This is a genomic window from Chryseobacterium metallicongregator, assembly GCF_031324065.1.
Classification (GTDB): domain Bacteria; phylum Bacteroidota; class Bacteroidia; order Flavobacteriales; family Weeksellaceae; genus Chryseobacterium; species Chryseobacterium metallicongregator.
In genome coordinates this window covers 1-16,566 of record NZ_JAVIXS010000008.1, presented here as the reverse complement: position 1 = coordinate 16,566, position 16,566 = coordinate 1, and the positions used below count along the sequence as shown (strand labels likewise).

At 33.8% G+C, this 16,566-nt stretch carries 14 protein-coding genes; 5 read left to right on the top strand and 9 right to left on the bottom strand.

Annotated features, from left to right (window positions below; translation table 11 throughout):
* The first annotated feature begins 389 nt into the window (after positions 1–389).
* From REB14_RS11830 to REB14_RS11820, 3 genes are all read left to right on the top strand, one after another.
* Positions 390–1,646, top strand: coding sequence for a DUF2851 family protein (locus REB14_RS11830; RefSeq protein ID WP_309522284.1), 1,257 nt, complete (start codon positions 390–392; stop codon positions 1,644–1,646).
* A 94-nt stretch (positions 1,647–1,740) separates the two neighbouring features.
* Positions 1,741–1,962: a PspC family transcriptional regulator gene (locus REB14_RS11825; protein ID WP_034695702.1), complete on the top strand. Its 222-nt coding sequence runs from the start codon at positions 1,741–1,743 to the stop codon at positions 1,960–1,962.
* A 3-nt stretch (positions 1,963–1,965) separates the two neighbouring features.
* Positions 1,966–2,478 carry a GNAT family N-acetyltransferase gene (locus REB14_RS11820; protein WP_079240307.1) on the top strand — a complete coding sequence of 171 codons (513 nt, stop codon included), beginning with the start codon at positions 1,966–1,968 and terminating at the stop codon, positions 2,476–2,478.
* 157 nt (positions 2,479–2,635) lie between these two features.
* Here the strand turns inward: REB14_RS11820 and REB14_RS11815 are convergent, their stop codons facing one another.
* The 4 genes from REB14_RS11815 to REB14_RS11800 form a co-directional block, all read right to left on the bottom strand.
* Positions 2,636–3,370: an SIMPL domain-containing protein gene (locus REB14_RS11815; protein ID WP_079240306.1), complete on the bottom strand. Its 735-nt coding sequence runs from the start codon at positions 3,368–3,370 to the stop codon at positions 2,636–2,638.
* Positions 3,371–3,449: 79 nt separating this feature from the next.
* Positions 3,450–4,262, bottom strand: a complete 813-nt coding sequence (locus tag REB14_RS11810) for a carboxypeptidase-like regulatory domain-containing protein (RefSeq protein ID WP_238594348.1) — start codon at positions 4,260–4,262, stop codon at positions 3,450–3,452.
* Between the two features lie 15 nt (positions 4,263–4,277).
* Positions 4,278–5,096, bottom strand: coding sequence for a hypothetical protein (locus REB14_RS11805; protein ID WP_309522283.1), 819 nt, complete (start codon positions 5,094–5,096; stop codon positions 4,278–4,280).
* A 1-nt stretch (position 5,097) separates the two neighbouring features.
* A complete protein-coding gene (locus REB14_RS11800) occupies positions 5,098–5,844 on the bottom strand; it encodes a hypothetical protein (RefSeq protein WP_034695688.1) in 747 nt (248 codons plus the stop codon).
* Between the two features lie 182 nt (positions 5,845–6,026).
* On the opposite strand from REB14_RS11800, the gene REB14_RS11795 reads away from it, so the two are divergent.
* Together REB14_RS11795 and REB14_RS11790 are read left to right on the top strand one after the other, a co-directional pair.
* Positions 6,027–9,167 carry a UvrD-helicase domain-containing protein gene (locus REB14_RS11795; RefSeq protein ID WP_309522282.1) on the top strand — a complete coding sequence of 1,047 codons (3,141 nt, stop codon included), beginning with the start codon at positions 6,027–6,029 and terminating at the stop codon, positions 9,165–9,167.
* Positions 9,168–9,309: 142 nt separating this feature from the next.
* Positions 9,310–9,531 (top strand): hypothetical protein, encoded by a 222-nt coding sequence (locus REB14_RS11790; RefSeq protein WP_145953195.1) that lies wholly within the window; start codon positions 9,310–9,312, stop codon positions 9,529–9,531.
* A 75-nt stretch (positions 9,532–9,606) separates the two neighbouring features.
* On the opposite strand, the gene REB14_RS11785 is transcribed toward REB14_RS11790, so the two are convergent.
* The 5 genes from REB14_RS11785 to REB14_RS11765 all read right to left on the bottom strand — a co-directional run bounded on the left by REB14_RS11785 (position 9,607) and on the right by REB14_RS11765 (position 15,956).
* Complete coding sequence (locus tag REB14_RS11785) at positions 9,607–10,116, bottom strand: ferritin (RefSeq protein ID WP_002981834.1); 510 nt, start codon at positions 10,114–10,116, stop codon at positions 9,607–9,609.
* A gap of 127 nt (positions 10,117–10,243) precedes the next feature.
* The gene (locus REB14_RS11780; RefSeq protein ID WP_079240303.1) at positions 10,244–10,693 is read right to left on the bottom strand and encodes a hypothetical protein; all 450 of its coding nucleotides are present in this window, start codon (positions 10,691–10,693) and stop codon (positions 10,244–10,246) included.
* Between the two features lie 186 nt (positions 10,694–10,879).
* Positions 10,880–11,872, bottom strand: a complete 993-nt coding sequence (locus REB14_RS11775) for a hypothetical protein (RefSeq protein WP_079240302.1) — start codon at positions 11,870–11,872, stop codon at positions 10,880–10,882.
* Between the two features lie 139 nt (positions 11,873–12,011).
* On the bottom strand, positions 12,012–14,663 hold the full coding sequence (locus REB14_RS11770) for a 4-alpha-glucanotransferase (RefSeq protein WP_309522281.1): 2,652 nt from the start codon (positions 14,661–14,663) through the stop codon (positions 12,012–12,014).
* Between the two features lie 126 nt (positions 14,664–14,789).
* Entirely contained in the window at positions 14,790–15,956 is a 1,167-nt protein-coding gene (locus REB14_RS11765; RefSeq protein WP_309522280.1) for a T9SS type A sorting domain-containing protein, read from the bottom strand.
* Positions 15,957–16,566 lie beyond the last annotated feature (610 nt).

The window sequence follows — 16,566 nt, the reverse complement described above, 5'->3', positions numbered from 1 at the left end:
TTAGAAAATAGCTTTCACTTAATTCATTAAAATTAAGAGTGTTAATATATAAATATTTTTAAAATCCATTTTTTGAAAAAAATAACCATAGAGCAAAAAACACATTATTTTCTCATCTTATTACCTTGCAAATGAACAGATTATAAATACCTAATTAGTAAATACTTATATTTTTATAAGAATTCATATAAACACTCGGCATTTTTTTATTGGAATATTTGATTGAATACATCAAAATAGTTCTTTATCATAAGAAGAAAAAAAACAACTATAAAATTCAATTCCGTTATATATAATCTTCATTTTTGTATATGTATAGAACAACCATAGAAAATTTTAATAAGGAGCTGACGAAAGTATAATATTTCTATTATATTTACGTCACACTTATGACGGAAAAACTACTTCAATATCTTTGGAACTATAAGATTTTCAAACATTTTAACTTCAAGGATATTGAAGGAAATTCCGTTGAGATCATCCATTTCGGAAAATGGAATAAAAACGCAGGACCCGATTTTCTTGATGCCAAAATCAAAATCAACGGCTTACTTCTCGCAGGAAATATAGAACTGCATGTACGCTCTTCAGACTGGATTTTCCATAATCATTCCCAAGATCCCAATTATCAGAATATCATTCTTCATGTGGTATTTCAACACGACATAGAAATTCGTGAACTTACAGAAAAGCAGGTTCCAACATTGGAACTGCACAATTATATTGATAAAAATATTGTCTGGAAGTATGAAAAGCTCATTAATGGAGACCAATTTATTGCCTGCGAAAAGATTTTTGATCCGAAAAAAGTACCTGTCAATTTTCATGAAGAAAGTATCCTGAAAAAACTGGATGAAAAATCTTCAGAGCTTGAACAGAATTTAGATCTTTACAAAAATAATTTTGAGGCTGTTTTATTTCACAGTTTTGCTTACTCATTCGGTTTAAAAGTAAATGCTTCAATTTTCCGGCAGATTGCAGAAAGTATAGATTACAGTATTATCAATAAAATCCGTCAGAATCCTCTTCAGCTTGAAGCTTTGTTATTTGGAATTTCAGGATGGCTTGAGAAACCACAAGACGGGCAGATGAAAATATGGAAAAGAGAATTCGATTTCATTAAAGCCAAATTTTCCATTCCTGATTTAAAACTCCATCCTAAGTTTTTAAGATTAAGACCTCCCAATTTTCCTACCATTCGTTTATCTCAATTAGCAGCCCTTTACCAACATCAGAATTTGTTCTCAAAAATTATGGAAGCGAGAAGCGCAGAACAACTCTACTCCATTTTTAAATCTATAAAAGCCTCTGAGTACTGGGATTTTCATTTTAATTTCGGGAGTATTTCTAAAGTACAGCCTAAAACATTGAGCAAAGATTTTATAGATCTACTCATTGTAAACACGGTAATCCCTTTACAGTATGCCTATCACAGATATCATCAGGAAGATATTGCAGACCACATTATTGAGCTTTACAAAACTGTTTCCGGAGAGAAAAACACCATTATTACAAGCTGGAAAACACTTGGAGTAAAGGTTACCAATGCGCTGGAAAGTCAAAGTCTTATTTATCATCATAAAACCTGCTGTGAGCCGAAAAACTGTTTATCCTGTGCTATCGGATTTAAACTTTTAAAAGAATAACCTGATCTGAAGAGGCTATATCATTCAAAAAGCTTTGTCAAAAAAAATTCTTAACTTTGAGTATTAGATTTAACTTTAAAATAACAATCCGGAAATGCTTAGTAATATCCGTCATAAAATGGAAAGAGAGTGGTTTGGTGTACTGACAAGAACAGGTGCCAAGTTGGGAATTCCAGTTTCTAAATTGAGAATTTTCTTCATTTATTCTACTTTTGCAACGGCTGGTTTTTTCTTTCTGATCTACTTAGGACTGGCATTCACCCTTTGGATTAAAGATATTTTCATCACCAGAAGACCTAGTGTCTTTGATTTATAAATTATGGAATTTTTACCGATTACTTCTGCAGAAGATCATAGAGTTCAGGAAATCTATACTTCTTACACTACGACTTTTCCTGTAGACGAACAAAGAGATAAAGATCAGTTTGAAAGTTTATTTTCAAATCCTTATGTAGAATTCATGTCTGTCATCCACGAATCGGAAGCTATAGGCTACCTCATCCTTTGGAAGCTGAGTTCTTTTGTTTTTGTAGAGCATTTTGAAGTGTTTGAAGCATTCAGAAGTAAAAAGCTGGGTTCTCATATTATGAATCATTTATCTGAAAATTATCCGAATATTATCCTGGAAATTGAGCCGGCAGAATTGAGTGAAGATGCTTCAAGACGTTATTCTTTTTATCAGAGAAATAATTTCAGCTTGATTGATACCACTCATGTACAGCCTAGCTATGGTGAAGGAAAAAAATCCTTGAACTTATGGCTGCTTGCTAACTACACCCCTGAAAATGTAGAGGAAGCTAAAAAGGAAATTCATAAGGTTATTTATGCTTAAAATATAAAACGCCGGAAAGCTATTCCGGCGTTTTTCTTTTCTATTTTTTTACCACAAAAGTTTTAAATACTCAAGTTTTTTTCTGGACAAAAGTGTTTTAAAATGAATCCTTTTGTGACTTTTGTAGTTTAATAAAGTTCATTAGATAACTTTTCTGTTAATTTACTTCATACTCCAGTTTGATGGTAATACTGGCTTCTTTTTCTTTGGATGAAGTATTGAAAGTTCCACCATAAGAATAATCTTCATTGGAATTGGGTGCCGTAATCTGAATCACACCCATGGTTGCTTTTTTCAGATTTCCCAGACTGCTTCCCGAGTTTTCCGCAATTTTTTCAGCTCGTTCTTTTGCATCTTTTGTAGCACCGGCAATCATTTCCTGTTTTACTGTAGCTAGTTTGGTATAGAAATAAGCTGGTGAAGAAGAAGTGAATTCAATTCCTCGGTTGATAATTTCAGTAATATTTCTGGATAGGTTTTCTATTTTTCCCACTTCTTTACTTTCAATAGAAACCTTTTGTGTAAGATTATATCCTGAGAATTCTCCCTGAACATAGTTTCCGTTTGAATCATTATAACTTCTGAACTGTTTCTGAATGTCTACCGAAGAAAATACGATCTCCTTCTGTTGTATTCCTTTTGAAAGCAGATAGTCATTGATTACTTTTCTATCCATTGCCAGTTCATCATAGGCAGATTTGAGGTCTACATTATTTTTGGAAAAACTTCCGGACCAGGTGATCAGATCTGATGTAAACTGCTTGGTTCCTAACCCAGTTACAGAAATGGTATTTTCAGATTTATTTCTGTTTTTAATAGCATTTCCTAAAAACCCGAGGCCAATGACAAAACCTAATGCTGCAATAGCTACTGCAAAAATGTTTTTATTCATAAAATTTGTGAATTTGGATTGTTACATCATACTGTATCAATTTCTGTTCCAATATTTTAAGAATTTATTAACATTCAAATTACTTTTGATTTTGCTGCATTCTCTCTATAAAAAGAGGAGCTGTTTCTTCCAGCCTCAGCATAACACCGGAAAGATTTCTTGCTTTTACATAAGTTCGGACCTGAGGTTTTGCCAGAAATGAAAACTGAATAAATTCTGAAATTCTGTCACCAGGAATTCCGGCTTTGATAAAATATTCATCATCTATTCTGTCCCGAACCCATGCGATATGTTCCTGAAGATCATCATATCTGTATTGCCTTTTCTGCCTTCTGGCCTTCCCGCTGATCAGATCATATACTCCCTGAACATTGAGGTTTCCTAAAAGTATGGGTAGAAGAACACTTTTCACTTCTGCCGGCTTTTCTCTCATTTTGCCTACCGGCTGCGGAAGACCAACGGCATCTCTTACCTGCTCTCCTTTATCTACTTTGGCTACTATCCGGGAATCTGTTTCCAGATCTCCGGTGAGTTTTTTTACAATTTTTACTTCACCAACATCTCTCGGAATCTGGCGAAGTGTAATAAACAGAGGTAAATTATTACCATTGATAAGAACTCTTCTGGAGACTCTGTTGAACTCTTCTTTTACAAATCTCAATTCATCGTTAGGATTGGCTTCAATAGAAAATATACCTTCAGAATCAGAATATACTTTCTTATCAGTAGACATGTTAATTACTATCACTTTACTCAGATTTTCGCCATTGTCATCCACTATTCGTCCCGTTACTTTCTGTTGGGAAAAAACAAAAGTACTGCAAAGAAGCAGCAGGAAAAGAAAGATTTTTCTTTGTTTTAATATTTCAATATTTTCAGTAGTATAAGCCAACTTTTAATTTATATATTATTCTTGAGTTCCTTCTAATTTATGGGTTTTACTATATTCCCCGAAGGCAATTTTAAGTTCATATTCAACAACACTGACACTAAAATCTTTTCGATATCTTTTCGCTAATGAACGCGTTTTATCAGCATACAAAAGAAATGCATCAATCTGTTCTTCATCCATTCCGTACTTTTTCAGGAAATTCAGGTTCACTTCATTCCTTACTCTCTTCAGAAAATCCTGAGTTTCATTGTAATTCGCTTTGGTAATTTTAGGTTGTGTTGCCTTCTTTACCAAACCTGATACAGCATTAAATACGCCAAACAGATTTACCTGGCCTACATTAAAATCATGTCCTGTAAAAGTTTTTGATATGGCATTATTGGGTAAGGGCTGATTCAGTGGACTTCTCATATAATCCTCCATATCTGATTTTAAAGCCTGAAGTTTTCTGGATTCATTATAGTGCTGATTATCTTTTGCCAGATTTCCGGTAGGTTTATACTTAATTTTAACCTCAGGAATTTGAATTTCTATTTTCTTCAGAATAATATTGAACGGAGCATTGATCTCTTCTTTGGTCATTTTTTTATCAACACGATAATATCCTTCTTTTACAAATCTGATCTCGTCATTTTCTTTGGCTTCGATTTCAAATCGCCCGGACATATCACTTAGTACACTTCTATTTCCGGAGATATTAACAACGAGTACAGGTGCTAAATCCAGTTCATCTCCTGTTATTACCTTCCCTGATATTTTTTGTTGTCCCCAAAATTCCGAAGCGATACAAAAAAGCACAAATAATAAAACTCTTTTGATATATATTATTCCCATATTATCTTTGAGTTTGTGGAGCACGATAAGATGAAATTCTTGTCAGGACAAAACGTTGAAACCTGTTCAGATCCGCATCACTGCAAAATCCATACTTCAGAATCTTTTTCCTTTCAAAGCCGCCAGCAAAAACGTAATAAATAAAATGGTCTATCAGAGGTTTCTCTATTTTAAGATTGGTAAAATAATCATCACCAAGGCTTGCTCTGATGTACTTCATTAAATCTACATCATCCCATTTATTTTTAACTTTTCCTATAAAAAACCCCTCTCCTTTCGGCTGTACAAATTCCCCGGGTCTTGCTGCCAATATTCTCGGATCTGATTTCTGAGCAATGTACTGATCCATTTCTTTGATCAGTTTTTCAACCTTCTTCGGTTTATTGTAAAGTTTTGAATCAATTTTAAGGTTTCCGGTAAGCCCTTGTTTTACTTCCACTTCAGGAATCTGAATAGTTTGGCGAACCATACTTATATTCATAGGAGACTGGGTATTTTCCTGAGAAACTCTTTTTGTGAGACGCTCATAACCCGCTTTTATAAACCGTAGTTCATCTCCCTGTCTTCCGGAAATCATAAAATGGCCATCCCGGTTTGAAACCACTATTTCGTCAGTTCTGATATTTACGACATTCACATCCTGCATTTCAGCACCATTTTCAGAAATGATCTTACCAAATATATAGCTTTGGGCATGGGTTTGGATAAAAAGAATAAAGGATAAGAAAAAGAATAGTTTAAGTTTCACGGGCTATTTTTTATAAAGCAAAGCTAAAATTATTTTTAATTTATCCCATAAGTTTAACCACAGTTAACGCGTTTTAATATTTCTTTTTAATTTTTACCTTCTAAACTGTTAAATCGGCTAATTAAATTGTTAAAATTTCTTTTAAATTTTAGCTAACTTGCAGTCTCAATTCTCTTTCAACAATGCAAAATTCTTACACAGTCATCAATGCTTCTGCCGGATCTGGGAAAACATATGCCCTGGTACAAAGACTTCTGATGATCTGTCTCCGCTATCCTAATCAACAGCAGTCGATCAGGAATATTCTCGCACTGACTTTCACCAATAAGGCAGCGAATGAGATGAAGGAAAGAATTTTATCCTGGCTGGGAAATTTCTCAGCTAAAGAATATACTGAAAATACAGATCTTAAAAATATCCAGAAAGCATTTGAAGAACAAGGTTTGAAAATTACCATTGATGAGCTTCATCACCGTTCTAAAAAACTACTGGATTACGTTCTCCACAATTATTCCACACTGAATATCGGAACGATTGACCGTTTTAACTCAAGATTGGTAAGAAGTTTTTCTTATGAATTGGGACTGGCGAAAAATTTTAATCTTGAAATTGAAGCTGAGCCGTTTCTGATAGAAGCTGTTGATAAAATGCTGGATCAGATTGGTGAGAATGAAAACATCTCCAATTCTTTCATGGATTATGTAGATTATAGTCTTGAAAATAACGAAAGGATTAATCTTAATAAAAATCTTTATGATTCTGCGAAGGAATTTGTAAAGGATATTCACTACGAACATCTGAAAAGCAATAAAAGTTTTGACGATGCCAATTATGAGAATATAAAGAATACACTTCGTAAAGAGATTGTTCTCAATAAAAAACAGTCTGCAGAACTGGCTGCCGGTTCTATTGAATTATTCAAATCAAGAAATATTGATATTGAAGATTTTGCTCAGGGTAAAAACGGAATCGGAGGCTTCTTTACTAAGGTTATAGATTTTTATCAACAGAAAAGAGCTGGTTTTCCTTTTCCTACAACTCAGGAAGAATCTGTTATCAACAATTATAGAAAAGGAGCATCTTCAAAATCGAAACATAAAGAAGCTGAAATTTTCGAAATCCTTGATCAGCTTCTCGACAACAGAATGAAACTTATTCTTCTGTACATCGAGACCCAAAAGAAAGAGAAAGTTTTATCTGCTCTTCTTCCTTTAAAGGTAAATAAAGATATTCAGGATGAGCTCCAAAAGATTGAGGAAGAAAATGATCTTGTTCTTCTTTCTAAATTCAATATTCTGATCAATGAAAATCTTAAAAATGAACCTTCGGCTTTTATTTATGAAAAAGTAGGTTCACAGTTTCAGCATTATTTCTTTGATGAGTTTCAGGATACGTCAGAACTGCAGTGGCAGAATTTTGTACCGCTGAGAGATCACAGTGTTTCTACGGAATACACTTCATTTACATTGGTAGGTGATCCCAAGCAGAGTATTTACAGATTCCGTGGTGGAGAAAGTAAATTGATGCTGGACATTATCAACAAAAAGGAGTTTTCACCTAAGGAAGCAGATCTTCTGGTATTAAAAGATAACTGGAGAAGTGCCAGAAACATTGTACAATTCAACAATGAGTTGTACCGTTTTCATTCGGAAGGGCTACTGGAAGAGCATAAAAATATTTTCGGAGCAGATGCAGAGCAAAATCCAAAGTCTAAAATGGATGGACGTGTAAAGGTAAATCTGATTGAAAATCTTACGAATGAAGAATTTTACACTGATACTTCAGAAAGAATGCAGAAGGATATCCAGGAATGTCTGGATAATGGTTTCAAGTTTTCTGACATTACGATTCTTTGTCGTGGAAATTTTGATATTTTCAGTTATTCTCAAAAGCTGGGAAGCTTAAAGGTTAAGTATAAAGGAGAAGAAACGAATATTAAAACGATTTCAGATAAAGGGCTTACGCTGGAACTTTCCAATACCTTAAAAGCGGTTATTGAATTTCTTCGCTGGGAACTCAATTCTAAGAATAAACATTGTCTGATCATGATGATGTATCATCTGAATACATTGGGAAAAATTGATATGCCGGATTTCACTTTAGGAATGAAAGAAATTCTGGATATTGAAGGACATGAAGAAATTCTGCAGTTTATTAAGCAAAAATATTCACTACAGCTTAAACAGGACAACTTCCCGAGATTCAATCTTTATAATTTCATTGAATATTATATCAACGAATTTTCTGTTGAAAACAAAGAAACAGACTTTTTACTGAACTTTCTGGAAATGCTTTTCAACTTCACGCAGAATGCAGGAGCCAGTACCAAAGAGTTTTTGAAATATTGGGATGAAGAAGCTTCGTCATACACTATACAGGCTTCAGAAAACATTGATGCCATCCAAATCATGACCATTCACAAGTCTAAAGGTCTGGAATTTCCCATTGTTTTTATTCCTATGATGAATAAAAACCGTGACAGTGAATTTACCAACTGGTTTGATACGAATGAAAGTGAAGCATTAAAATCAGTGAATATCAATCAGTTCAGCAAAAATCTGGAAGCTTATGATGATGAAATTCTGTTTTTCAATACTAAAAACTCTTATAAAAACCTGATTGACAGATTATGTCTTCAATATGTTGCGACAACAAGACCTGTTGAACAATTGTTTTTTTATCTTCAAAAGGCCAATAAGACTTCTAATAATCTGGAGCTTTTGGAATTCCTTCAAACAAAAAATACAGAACAGGCTGATGAGTTTGACGTGTATGCCGTAAATTCTGAGATGCTGAGGAAATACTCAAAAGAGAAGAGTTCCTCCTTCAAAACCCAGAATATTGAGAATCTGAAGAACGTTAATGAAAAAAGTACTTCTATCAAGATTGCAACACCTTCAAAAAACTATCAGGTACGAAATGAAAAGGTAAGAATCGGACTTTTTGTGCATGAACTTTTATCGAAAATCAATACCGAAAAAGATATAGTGAAAGTATTGGACGGATATGCGTTGGAAGGGCAGATTACACTGGAGGAAAAAAATGAGATACAGCTTACGCTACAGGAAATTGTCAGAACCTATGCAGAATTCTTTGATGAAAAATGGGAAGTAATCAATGAAAAAGATATCATGATTTCTGAAAGAGGAGAAAGCCATATATTCAGGCCAGACCGTATTCTAAAGGATGAAGAAGGCTATATCATTGTTGATTTCAAAACCGGTGAACAAAAAGCAAAGGATGAAGCACAGGTAGAAGGATATAAAAATATTCTTGAGCGTCTGGGTAAAAAAGTTCTCAAGACCCAGATTATTTATCTATAAAAGCCTATAATTTAAACATCCCCAAAAGGTTAATATCATAATTCTTGTAAAAAACACTTCAAAATATAAAAGGTTTTATTATTTTTATTCAGTACGAATAAAATATAGTCTTTGATTATATTTTGATTACAACTAACTAACCATGAGAATATATTTAACTTCCTTTTTAATAAGTCTGATCATGATGTTGTTTTCTACAGTGGTCACTTACAATATTATTGATTGTTTAGATCCGCCTGTTGAAGATGGTCATTACTATTTGCCTACTGAAAATATTGTAAACTCATTGTTTCTAAGCTTTGTATTGGGAGCCGTAATTTTTATTTCTGCGGTGAGAATGCAAAGGCAAAAGTACAAGCCATAACTATTTTGTTATCCTACCATAAAAAAACCGCTATCCTTGAAGATAACGGTTTTATATTTTAAAGAATTTTCAATCTTAAGCGGTTGTATCGGGAGTAAATACTCTCTGAGACAATTCCTGATCAAAAAGGTATAATGCAGATGGATTATCGCATACCATTTTGATTTTTGTTACGTATTGAGAAGCACTTGCTTCTTCTTCTACCTGTTCGTTGATAAACCATTGTAGAAATGATGTTGTTGCAAAATCTCCCTCTTCGTTTGCATTTTTTACAATATTGAAAATACTTTTAGTTACGATTTTCTCATGTGCTAATGCTTTTTCAAAAATATCTGTTGCATTTTCGAACTCATGGGGTGGTTTTGGAATTTCTCCGATGATAATTTCACCTCCTACATCATTCAAATAATCAAACATTTTATCTGCATGCATCAATTCTTCTTTGCTCTGTACTCTGAAATAGTTGGCAATTCCATCCAGATCTTTTCCAGAAAACCATGCAGACATTGAAAGATAATATTGAGCGGCGTATTGTTCGTGGGCAATTTGTTCGTTAATTAATTTTGCAATTTTTTCGCTAACCATAAGTATTAAATTTATAGTCAAAAATAGGGAATAAAAGCCCGAAATCAAAAGTTTTAAAGAAAATTAATACAAAAAGGATGGAAAACGATCCATCCTTAACACATTAAAAAACTAAAATTACAAACTGTTATTTTACTTCAGCAGTTCCCGTATTCATTGGCTTTTTCATCATTCTTCTTTCTTTCATTGCCATTTTCATTTTTTCTGCTTTAGCTTTTCTGTCAGCCTGCCATTTATCATATTGATCAGGAGTAAGGATTTTTTTCATATCAGTATCCATTTGTGCTCTTTTGGCCTGCATTTCCTGCATCTTAGCTTGTCTGTCTACTTTATTTTTGTCGAACTCCGCCTTCATTTCAGCTTTTCTTCTATCCTGAAGTGCCTTTATCTGAGCTACCTGAGATGGGTTAAGATTAAGGTCTTTTTGCATTTGGTCTAAACGTTCCTGCTGTTTCTGTTCCATTTTCTGCTTCATTTCAACCGCTCTGGCCTGTCTGTCTTGTGGAGTTGTAGTCTGTTGTGCCATTGCAAAACCTCCCATTCCGATAAATGCTATTGCTAAAACTAATTTTTTCATCTTTTTAAAATTTAATTAATTGTTATTTTGTTATTATATCTTTTTGATTATTAATTAAAATACAAGTTAAATTGATAAATTCATAAATAATGTTAAATTTTAATAAAAATAAACTAACAAAACAATAAAAAAAGGACAGATTATAAAAACCTGCCCTTCACACCACTTAAATATAATATATGAAAATTAATTCCTTACTAAACTGCCTCTAAAACCGCCACCGCTATTACCACGATTTTCTTGTCTTGGTGCAGAATTTTCAGATTTTTGTCTGAAACCTCCATTATTTCCTCTGAATCCGCCATTATCTTCTCTTTTAGGAGCTTCTCTTCTTACTTCACTGTTTCCTCTGAAACCGCCTCCATTATTATTTCTGAAGCCTCCGTTATCGGAATTTCCTCTGTTTCCTCCATTATCAGAATTCCCTCTAAAGCCGCCTTCATTGCTATTTCTGAAACCACCATTACTATCATTTCTGAAACCGGAATTATTATTTCCGTTATTTCCACGGAAACCTCCTGAGTTTCCATTGTTTCGTGTGTTTCTGAAACCGTTATCTGGTCTGCTGTCTCTTCTGATGATATCAAAAGTAGGATTATCCATTCTGCGGAATCTTGATCGGTCTACCCTGTAAATATTGATATTAATATTTCTATATCTTGGCATTACAGTATATCTCGGTACATAATAAGTTCTTCTGTAATTCTGAAAATACACTATCGGACTGGATCCTCTGTAATAGTTATTCTGGAAAACTACAAATACTCTTGGTCCTAAGATTCTTTCTAAAGCATAAAACCTGTCATAATACCATCTGTCCGGATTATATCTGTAAAAATTATTCCATGCTGTAAAACTTGCATACAGATTATTTAATCTCATAATCTGATCTACCTGCCATCTGTTTAATCTGTTCTGTACGAAAAATCCGTTCCAGTCTATATTAATAATACTTCCTCTGTAGTCGTTATAATAGCTTTGGTAATAATTACTTGGATAATAGTCCTGAGGATAATTGTAATAATAATCGTCAGGGAAATAATTCCTATCATCTTGATCACTGTAATAACCTCCATCATTCTGATAATAACCATCATCATCCCAACCATTATTCGGATACTGCTGCGCTGACGTTAAAACGCCTAACCCAAAAGCTAATCCCAAAAATATTTTTTTCATCTCTATAGTCGTTAATTGGTTAATATATAGCAGAATATCTTAATTCTATCTTTTTGATACAAATAAAAAAAAGAAGTTAAATCATAAGATCAAACTTCTTTTAAATTATTCATAACAAACTGATAATCAATTGTTAAATTTACACCCTTCCACTATCTTTTACCCAGTGAGCAATTTTATTGTTGAAAGATTTCTGCTCTTTAAGGTCTTCAAGTTTTATATGCATTCTGTAGCGCCAATAATGTGGAAAAACTGCAGGATTGTTGATTCTTTCGTTATCCATTTTCTTATTGGTAAGCTCTGCATCTGTGGCCAGAAACTCCTGAATCGGGAAAATAGCCAGCATAGCCTCATTATATAAATGCTGCTTCATAATGATTTCTGCAAGATGAGGATTGAGATCTTCAGGAGCTTTTCCGTACTGTATCAGCTGTTGGTTGTAATATTTCTGTGTCAATACAGGATCTTCTTTCCACCACTGTCTCAATGTTGAACTGTCGTGAGAAGAAGCTGTCACCACATTCATATAATTGGCATTCTTAGGATTATAGAATGGAATATTTTCAGAAGGCATTCTTTGTACTTTAAGGGCTATAATAGCCAATTCATCCATCACAATGGGTACGCAGGCAGGAACCATTCCCAGGTCTTCACCGCAGATCAGCATTTTAGTAGCATTCAGGATAACCGGAAGTTTCTCCATAGCCTTTTCAAACCATAAGTGATCCTGTCTTCTGAAGAAATAATCATGGTACAGATCATAAATACTTTTCTGCTCTGATTCAGGAAGGTATTGATAAGATTCCGTATTGTAAACATTGAATCTCGGGTGATAAACTGTTTTTCCATTTCTTTCCTCCGTTAAAAACAAAACATTGGCGCACAAGGAAACTAATTTTTCTTCAATAGAACCATGTGGCTTTTTCCTAAAGAAGTTAACGAGTTTTCTTTGAGTATCAAATTCTTCTTTGAAAGTATAAGTACCATTTTCATTACGGTTCATAAACTCAAGAGCTTTTCCGCTTTCTTCCCCAAAATAATCCCATAAGATCTTATTGTTGATAAAAGGTTTACAGTACCTGTCAAAATTGAACGGAATCTGCCAGGCTTTAAATTCATCCGCTACAATAGGAACAGCCGGATAAAAGTACCCTAAAATTCCCTGTATAGCAGAAATTGGCATTCTCCATATTCTGAAGAACCCTAAAATATGGTCAATTCTCATGGCATCAAAATACTGTTCAAGTGCTTTGAATCTGTTTTTCCACCATTTGTAATCGTCTGCTTTCATCGCTTCCCAATTGTATGTTGGGAACTCCCAGTTTTGGCCCAGTTCCGTAAACTGGTCAGGAGGTGCACCAGCCTGGAAATCCATACCGAATAATTCCGGTTCTGTCCAGGCTTCTACAGAATATCTGTAAATACCAATGGGAAGATCTCCCTTCAACGAAACTCCCAGGTTATGGGCATAATCAACAGCATCTTTCAGCTGTACATGCAATTGATATTGTACCCAGGCATGAAGCATTGAGGTATCGTAATCTTTATTTTTCGTTGTAAAAAACTGTAAGATCTTTCCTGCAATATACTTTTTATGAGTCTTCCAATCATTGAAATTAGGTGTTTTATATTTGTCTCTCAAAACACAGAACGCAGAATAAGGAACAAGCCAATATTCATTATCCTTGATGAATTTCTTGAAATTTCTGTCTTTATAAATTTTATCTTTTTCCTTGTTGAAAACAGCGGTAAGATATTTCCACTTGCCCTCTATCACCTTTTCATAATCAATCAGATCCAAAGAGTTTAACTTCTCTTTTTCAGATAGATACTCTTTAACTAATTCTTTCGGTAAAGAATAATCAAGGCTTTCTAAAGAGATATACTGTGGATGCAAAGCATATACTGATACAGCTGCATAAGGATAAGAATCTGTCCAGGAATAGTTAGCCGTTGTATCATTGATCGGAAGAATCTGAATAATTCCAAGATTAGTTTCCTTGGTCCAATCTGCCAGTTTTTTAATATCTGTAAATTCTCCCACTCCAAATCCGTCTTCGCTTCTCAAAGAGAATACGGGAATTGCTACACCGGCATCATGATACATCTGATATCCTTTAAACCTGAAATAATGATTGGAAACAACCTGCAAAACATCAGATAATTGGTTAGCTACCGTGAATCTGTTTTCTCCGGTTTCTACGTCTATAACGCTATTTTCTTTAGTATCGTAAATACAATATTTAAATTGGATAAATTCATTCTCCGGAATTTCAACGGAAACTTCCCACATTCCAAAATCTGTTTGATTCAAATGAACCACTTTTTCGTAGCTCCAGTTTCCTAAAGATGCTGTACTCCCGAAAAGAACAATCCTCCAATCCGGATTATAAATAGGAGCTTCTATTCTAAAGAGATGGGTATGTTTTTTTAAAACGGTTACTTTATCGGGAACAAAATCATGCAGTTTATTGTAAAGGATTTTATTGTTTAAATAATTCTCAGGAAAGTTTTTGTTATTCCATTCATCAAAAATGATAAATTCCTTATAATTATGTGGAAAACTCAAATGATGTCCCACGAATTCTTCCCTTAATACATTTCCTTTTTCGTTCACTACCCGATAATGATAGGAAATGAATTTTGAAAAGTAGTCTACTTCACATTTCCATAAGCCATTCTCCGCATAAAACATAGTATGGATATGTAAGGTATTTTCCTCTTCACCAAATACCAGCTGCAGGTTTTCTCCAGCATTTACAATATATCCTACATTAAAGTATAGTTTCATCTATATTTTTTTATAAAAGTACATTTTAATATCGAAAAATAAAACTTATTGGATATCAAATAATCATTAAAAAACCCTCTCAAAATAATTTGAAAAGGTCTTTATATGCTGATTTATAGCACTCTATTATCTTGTTACTAAAATCTTTTTATTGAATATAATCTTTCCAGATTCGTCAGCAATATTTACAATATAAGCTCCTGTTACCAATCCTTTAAGATATACCTTTTCATCTAATGAACCCTCTTTCACAGATAAGTTCTGAGTCATGACACTTTTGCCTGCCATATCAAAAATGTTCAGTTTAATGGAACCTTTTACATTGTTATTAACATGAACGTTGATATAGTGTTCATCAACTCTTGTCGGATAAATATCAAGATTAGCAGCCAGAGTATTTACTGTTGAAGATTTATCATTAGCAAAATATTTACTTGCTAAATCATAAATATGAAGTCCTTGTTCTCCCGGAAGTTGTTTAGCCTGTAAAGTTGTCAGATCAACCTCGTATAAAGCACCTCCTTTTGCACTAGCTACAACAACTTTTCCTTGAGCGTTTACAGCAGAACCATTGACTGAATAGTTATCAGGAATACCTGCAATTTTACCGATAAATTTAGCTTTCAGATCTTTAGTCACAACTTTGAAAACATTTCCTGAAGCTGCAAAAACATAGAAGTTATTATCTGCATCAGCAATCATATCACCTCCAAAACCGGTTTCCATTGCAGTAAATGAATTTCTGCCATTTGAAGGATCGTCTTTAATGATTCCTAGATCATTTACATTGTATTGTCCGGCTTCTTTTCTGATTTCTAAAAACTGTGTTCCTGCATTATTTACAGCATAAATATTTCCGTTATATCCAGTTGCCATTCTTGTAATATGAGAATTAATATCACATGATGATACTCTTGCCACATTATTTTCCACTAAGGTAATTTCTTTTGTCTTTGGATTCAAAACATAAATATTCGAAGAAAACATAGGCATGTATACCAGATTATTATTCGAAGAATCATAGGCAAGAGCAGCTAATGTTACGGCTTGAGAATGATTGTAAGAATTTTTATCTTCTGCTACAACACCTTTTCTTGTTTGGGAAAATACTTTGGCTGCAGAATCTGCTGTAAAATACTTCTCTCCTGAAGTACCGTTAATCCCATCAATTGCACGGAAATCATTGAAAGTAATACTCTGACTCTCTTTTCCTGTAATCGCAAAGAAATCCTGTTGAGCTTGTGCATTCACACCTAATAGCAGTAAAAATAAAGGGAATAAATGTTTTTTCATAGTATATATCTTTAGATTCGTAATCATTTGATATTACTAAGTTACACAATTTTCGAATTAAAAAATAAAAAATCCCCGCTATTTGAATAAAAGTTAACTAATGATTTCAGAGTAATATAGATAAATGGATGGGTAATGAGTAATGGGTAATAAGAGGAGCTGTATCCCGCTATCCATTTATACTCCTCGCGCCTGCACGCTCCCACGCTCAGACCCACCCACTCGCCAATCCAAGCTGCGGGGTAACCATTACTATCGGGGCTAGGAGAAAGTCAATTATGAATTATAAGTTGGGGGGATCCGATTTAAGAATGATAAGTTTTATATCGTGAGATTTAATAGTTCCGATTATGTCATTCCGTAGGAATCTAGCCACATTTATTAGAGTCTAAAGAACTCAAAGGATAAACTACAGAATTTCAAATGGATTGTTTAGACTCCTACGGAGTGGCAGACTGGATTACATTAAAGATAGTATTGAAGGTAAAGACCAATTGTTAGTTAAAGAATAGAAAAAAGAGGGCTGGAAGCAGGAAGCAGGAAGCTGGAGGCATAAAGACAACGGAGATTAGTCATAGTGACTTATTATCTATTACTCATTACTCATTAC

Bases quoted from the DNA above. Each gene is read 5' to 3' on its own strand.
- REB14_RS11765 (WP_309522280.1), bottom strand. From the start codon at position 15,956: ATGAAAAAACATTTATTCCCTTTATTTTTACTGCTATTAGGTGTGAAT.
- REB14_RS11805 (WP_309522283.1), bottom strand. From the start codon at position 5,096: ATGGGAATAATATATATCAAAAGAGTTTTATTATTTGTGCTTTTTTGT.
- REB14_RS11770 (WP_309522281.1), bottom strand. From the start codon at position 14,663: ATGAAACTATACTTTAATGTAGGATATATTGTAAATGCTGGAGAAAAC.
- REB14_RS11795 (WP_309522282.1), top strand. From the start codon at position 6,027: ATGCAAAATTCTTACACAGTCATCAATGCTTCTGCCGGATCTGGGAAA.
- REB14_RS11820 (WP_079240307.1), top strand. From the start codon at position 1,966: ATGGAATTTTTACCGATTACTTCTGCAGAAGATCATAGAGTTCAGGAA.
- REB14_RS11780 (WP_079240303.1), bottom strand. From the start codon at position 10,693: ATGAAAAAATTAGTTTTAGCAATAGCATTTATCGGAATGGGAGGTTTT.
- REB14_RS11790 (WP_145953195.1), top strand. From the start codon at position 9,310: ATGAGAATATATTTAACTTCCTTTTTAATAAGTCTGATCATGATGTTG.
- REB14_RS11815 (WP_079240306.1), bottom strand. From the start codon at position 3,370: ATGAATAAAAACATTTTTGCAGTAGCTATTGCAGCATTAGGTTTTGTC.
- REB14_RS11785 (WP_002981834.1), bottom strand. From the start codon at position 10,116: ATGGTTAGCGAAAAAATTGCAAAATTAATTAACGAACAAATTGCCCAC.
- REB14_RS11775 (WP_079240302.1), bottom strand. From the start codon at position 11,872: ATGAAAAAAATATTTTTGGGATTAGCTTTTGGGTTAGGCGTTTTAACG.
- REB14_RS11825 (WP_034695702.1), top strand. From the start codon at position 1,741: ATGCTTAGTAATATCCGTCATAAAATGGAAAGAGAGTGGTTTGGTGTA.
- REB14_RS11830 (WP_309522284.1), top strand. From the start codon at position 390: ATGACGGAAAAACTACTTCAATATCTTTGGAACTATAAGATTTTCAAA.